General features: G+C 43.3%; 5 protein-coding genes, 4 tRNA genes and 1 rRNA gene. All 10 read right to left on the bottom strand.

All coding sequences use genetic code 11. From position 1 onward, the window contains the following. Positions 1-346 (bottom strand): GTP-binding protein (locus KUL49_RS20615; protein WP_242514816.1); only part of this gene is annotated, 346 nt, incomplete at its 3' end. A gap of 67 nt (positions 347-413) precedes the next feature. Continuing rightward, positions 414-489 (bottom strand) — tRNA-Thr (locus KUL49_RS20610). A gap of 7 nt (positions 490-496) precedes the next feature. Then, positions 497-571 (bottom strand) — tRNA-Gly (locus KUL49_RS20605). A gap of 34 nt (positions 572-605) precedes the next feature. Then, positions 606-690 (bottom strand) — tRNA-Tyr (locus tag KUL49_RS20600). A 7-nt stretch (positions 691-697) separates the two neighbouring features. Then, positions 698-773 (bottom strand) — tRNA-Thr (locus tag KUL49_RS20595). Between the two features lie 109 nt (positions 774-882). Continuing rightward, positions 883-1641 carry a type III pantothenate kinase gene (locus KUL49_RS20590; protein ID WP_131138448.1) on the bottom strand — a complete coding sequence of 253 codons (759 nt, stop codon included), beginning with the start codon at positions 1639-1641 and terminating at the stop codon, positions 883-885. A 147-nt stretch (positions 1642-1788) separates the two neighbouring features. Continuing rightward, a complete protein-coding gene (gene birA / locus KUL49_RS20585) occupies positions 1789-2775 on the bottom strand; it encodes a bifunctional biotin--[acetyl-CoA-carboxylase] ligase/biotin operon repressor BirA (RefSeq protein ID WP_039222269.1) in 987 nt (328 codons plus the stop codon). After that, entirely contained in the window at positions 2772-3803 is a 1032-nt protein-coding gene (gene murB, locus KUL49_RS20580) for a UDP-N-acetylmuramate dehydrogenase (RefSeq protein WP_131138447.1), read from the bottom strand. The genes birA and murB overlap by 4 nt, the downstream gene beginning before the upstream one ends. A gap of 169 nt (positions 3804-3972) precedes the next feature. After that, positions 3973-4341 carry a DUF4174 domain-containing protein gene (locus KUL49_RS20575; RefSeq protein WP_165477927.1) on the bottom strand — a complete coding sequence of 123 codons (369 nt, stop codon included), beginning with the start codon at positions 4339-4341 and terminating at the stop codon, positions 3973-3975. Positions 4342-4461: 120 nt separating this feature from the next. Beyond that, positions 4462-4577 (bottom strand): 5S ribosomal RNA (gene rrf / locus KUL49_RS20570). Between the last annotated feature and the right edge of the window lie 154 nt (positions 4578-4731).

Raw genomic sequence — 4731 nt, 5'->3', positions numbered from 1 at the left:
TCTGTGGCATAGGGCCATCAGTCGCAGCAACTACTAGGATACCACCGTCCATCTGAGCAGCACCAGTGATCATGTTTTTAACGTAATCAGCGTGTCCTGGGCAGTCTACGTGCGCGTAGTGACGAGTAGGAGTGTCATATTCTACGTGTGAAGTAGAAATGGTGATACCACGTGCTTTCTCTTCAGGCGCGTTATCGATTTGATCGAAAGCCTGTGCGTTACCGCCGTAAGTTTTAGAAAGAACTGTAGTGATAGCTGCAGTTAGGGTAGTTTTACCGTGGTCAACGTGGCCGATTGTACCCACGTTTACGTGGGGTTTCGTACGTTCAAACTTTTCTTTTGCCATTTCTATTATCCCAGCAAAGTTACATTAAAAAATTTAGAAATTTTACATGAGCTGGGGAGAAATAAACTGGTGCTGATAGGCAGATTTGAACTGCCGACCTCACCCTTACCAAGGGTGCGCTCTACCAACTGAGCTATATCAGCACTGATTTGGAGCGGGCAGCGGGAATCGAACCCGCATCATCAGCTTGGAAGGCTGAGGTAATAGCCATTATACGATGCCCGCAAATCCTAATTCTCTGGCCACCTCATAGAGAAAGTGGTGGAGGGGGCAGGATTCGAACCTGCGAAGGCTGAGCCGGCAGATTTACAGTCTGCTCCCGTTGACCGCTTGGGTACCCCTCCAGATTGATGGTGCCGACTGCCGGAATCGAACTGGCGACCTACTGATTACAAGTCAGTTGCTCTACCAACTGAGCTAAGTCGGCACTACATCAAGTGGGTGCGCATTCTAGAGTATTGTTTAACTCTGTGCAAGTGTCTTTTTGAAAATTTTTCAATTTTCTTTTTTGACCAATTTTTCAACTAATCAAAAACTTACGTCGATGTTCCCTTTAGAAGTTCACTTCGAGCGTAGCGGGCAAGACCCTGCATCACCAAATGAGCGAGGCGCATGTTATCAGCAGATTTTAAGAATGCAAACACTTTTTTGTCTCCGCCCCCTAAAATAATGTCAAATTCGGTTTGTTTGCTTGATATGTAATCAACCGCGCTCAAATAAACACCATATAGGGCAGCATGACACCCTGTTGCCACACAATCTTCTGTATCGGTCCCCACACCAAAGGTGGTCGGAATTTCATCATTCGCGAACACTTTTTTGGTTGAAGCAACCAATGCATTACGCATTACTTGAAAACCAGGCACGATCCAACCGCCTAAATGTTGACCATCCACAACAAAATCGACCGTTATTGCCGTCCCCACATCCATAACAAAAAATGCTTTTTTTGATTTTTCTGCAGCACAGACCATGGCAAGCCATCTATCAACGCCCATTTTTTGAACATTCGCGTAACTATTTTTTATGCCGAAGGCTTCTTTCTCTGTGTGCTTTTCTACAAAAATAATATTTCGCTCGCTACACATGGCGGATATTTCATCAACCAGCTCCTGATTTCTTACCGAGGCGATATATAAATGGGAAATATTTTTCTGAGAATCGATAAAAGAAAATAGAGATTTTGCATCTTCGCATGCATTAGGCTCTTTTTCTGAATCACAAAGCAGTGAATATTTTATTCGGGTGTTACCGATATCCACTAATATGACGTGGTTTTCTTCAATGTTGTTCATATTTTTGGTTTCATTCGCAAAGCAATGCGTAAAACGGACGGATGAAATGCTAACTAAAAAAGCACAAAGATGAACTACGAAGTACTTTTATTATAAAAATAACCAAAATCTTCGAAGTTCAGCTATGAGGTAAAACAAAATAAAACGTTAATTGCCTCTTAGGCTAACTTCGCCACCGTGGAATCGGGTAATACCGTCTTGCGTTTCAACAAGTAGCGCGCCGCTAGCGTCTACTCCCCTGTCAATTCCAGAAAAACGTTTCTCGCCCATTTGCAAAACAATGCGTTTGTCGGCGTATAAGTCGAGCGCTTCCCAATATGCAGTAAATGGCCCGAAGCCCTGCTGGGTAAATTTAGGTAAATAAGACCAAAGCGATTTAATTATTTCTGCCGCCAATGCATTTCTATCTGGGATAGTGCCCAAATATGACGCAAGATCGCTATGAGGCTGACCAACATCGTACTGATTATCGGGTACGCAAACATTCAAACCTATGCCGATAACACTATGCGCTGTTGCGCCTATCTGCCCTTCTACCTCAATAAGTACGCCCGCAAGCTTTTTACCTTGTAAATAAATGTCATTCGGCCATTTAAGTTCAGCGTCTTCTACACCAAATTCTTTAAGTGCATCGCAAACAGCCAAGCCCACCAATAAAGAAAGCCCTGCCATGCTTTGATAACCGTCAGGAAAAGACCAGTACATAGAAAAAGTTAAGCTCCCGCCAACTGGCGCTAACCACGAACGGCCATGTCTGCCGCGTCCATCGGTCTGAATTTCAGCGAATACGACATCGCCGTTTTCAAGATCTTCTCGTTTGCTGGCAATACGCTTCTTCATTTCCGTATTGGTGGAAGGCAATACCGACTCCACATCAATAACCGCTCGTTTTGTATTGCCTAAATGACGTTTAATGCTGTCGGCGCTTAACAATGGAAACCCTCGTTCTAAACGGTAGCCTTTACCTTTTACTTTAAATACATCTAACCCCCAATCGGCGAGTTGGGAAATATGGCCTGCTACTGCTGTGCGCGAAAGGCCCACTTGCTGTGCAATGGTTTCCCCTGAGTGAAACTGGCCGTCGGACAACAAAGCGAGTATATGTTTTCTTATAGCTTTTGATGCTTGTCTCATAGCGAAATAAGTCCTTTGCTTCCTAATAAGCGCACTTCTGGCTCAAGCTGTATGCCGAACTTACCCTGTACGCTTGCTATGATATCTTTTGCCATGGATATTACATCGTTTCCGGTGGCACCACCTAAGTTAGTAAGTACCAATGGCTGTGTAGGGTGGCATCGTACTTTATTCAAAGTCTTGCCTTTAAAACCTGCCTGGTCGATAAGCCACGCGGCAGGAATTTTTATTTGTTCTTTTTCAGTGGCTGGCAGCTCAACACCTCCGTGCACCACAAAATGGGGCACTGAATCATACTCTTGTGCAATCGCTTGAAACACGGCTTTTGAAACCACGGGGTTTTTGAAGAAACTTCCTGCATTGCCTAGCTCGGCAGGATCGGGAAGTTTGCTCTTCCTAATTTGTATCACCGTACTATACACCTTTTCTGGCGTAGGCTCAGTCAGTGCCGCTAGTTCGCCATAGCTGGTTTCAAGTTCGTAGTGCTTGGGCAGTTTAAAGTTTACATGAGTGATTAGCACTTTGTTCGCTAGTGCGTGTTTGAATACGCTGTCTCTATAGCCAAACTGACAGTCTTCATTGCCTAGCAATACCTGCTCGCCGGTTTCAAGAAATACACACTCTACTTTGTCGATTAACGTATTCACTTCTCGTCCGTACGCACCAATATTCTGAATTGGGCATGCGCCTACTGAACCTGGTATTAGGGCGAGATTTTCGAAACCATACCACTTTTCTTTCATACACAAAGTGACGAAGTCATGCCAGTTTTCACCTGCGCCTACACGTAAGTAATGGTGACTTTCAGTATCAAAATGGCTTATTCCCTTAATCTCGTTAACCAGAATTGTACCGTCAAAGTCGTCAGTGAAGACTGAATTGCTTCCACCGCCCAATATATAAATGGCTTTGTTATTGTTTTTAGAAGTTTTGAAGATAGACAGGAATGAAGTAACGTCGCTAAACGACTGGATAGAATCACAAGAAGCGGCGAGGCCAAATGTGCTGTATGGTTGTAGTGAAGGCATAGAGTTTTACGAACTGCGAACAATTCGCTAATGGTAGGGTAAGGACGCGTCAAATAAAAGCGCAAACACATAAATAAGTGCCCTACGGTGTTGTGAGTTTTTTACTCTTTATATTAATGGTGGTGCTTACACTATGTAATATGGGTGAACATTGCTAACTAGATAGCTTTCAATAGCCATTTAATTCTGTTTTTCTCATAGGCATTTTATCAATCGTACTATAAATAAGATCGCTATCGAACGAGCTATATTTAGCCTTAACTGCACCATCAAGACCTATTAGCGTAACTTTATCTTGTGGTACAAGTTTATCTAGCGTTGTACTACAGTGAGGATAACCAAAAACTACAGTAGGTTGTCTATCTACTATACCTATAATCACAAGCTTCCTCTCAGATAAGGCAACCCTATCATATTGAGCAAACGTGTCTAGGTCGTTAAGCTCTTTACTATTATTAGCGTTATAGATTAACACCCTATTCTTCCACTTAAGCTCGCCCAAGGTAATCTCACACTGAGACTGAGTGCTATTAGCCACTGAAAACCTAGAGTAAAACGCCATAAACAACACAAAAATACAAAAGTAGATAATATTCATATTAGAAATATGGGGTCAGAACGCAAAAAACCCGCCGTTAGGCGGGTTCTTCTTAATGGGACCTGGCAGTGTCCTACTCTCACATGGGGAAGCCCCACACTACCATCGGCGCTAATACGTTTCACTTCTGAGTTCGGAATGGAGTCAGGTGGTACCGTATCGCTATGGCTGCCAGGAAAAACTGGTAACAATCTAGAAAACTGGATATCAATTCAATCGTGAGTAACTACTTTTCACTCTTACTTGCTTACTTTAGCTTGTCTACAACACTCAGAAGTCCAAAGCTTCTTGGGCGTTGTATGGTTAAGCCTCTCGGGCAATTAGTACAAG

Source organism: Alteromonas sp. KUL17, from assembly GCF_006538305.1.
GTDB classification, from domain to species: Bacteria; Pseudomonadota; Gammaproteobacteria; order Enterobacterales; family Alteromonadaceae; genus Alteromonas; species Alteromonas macleodii.
This window is presented reverse-complemented; position numbering and strand designations above follow the sequence as displayed.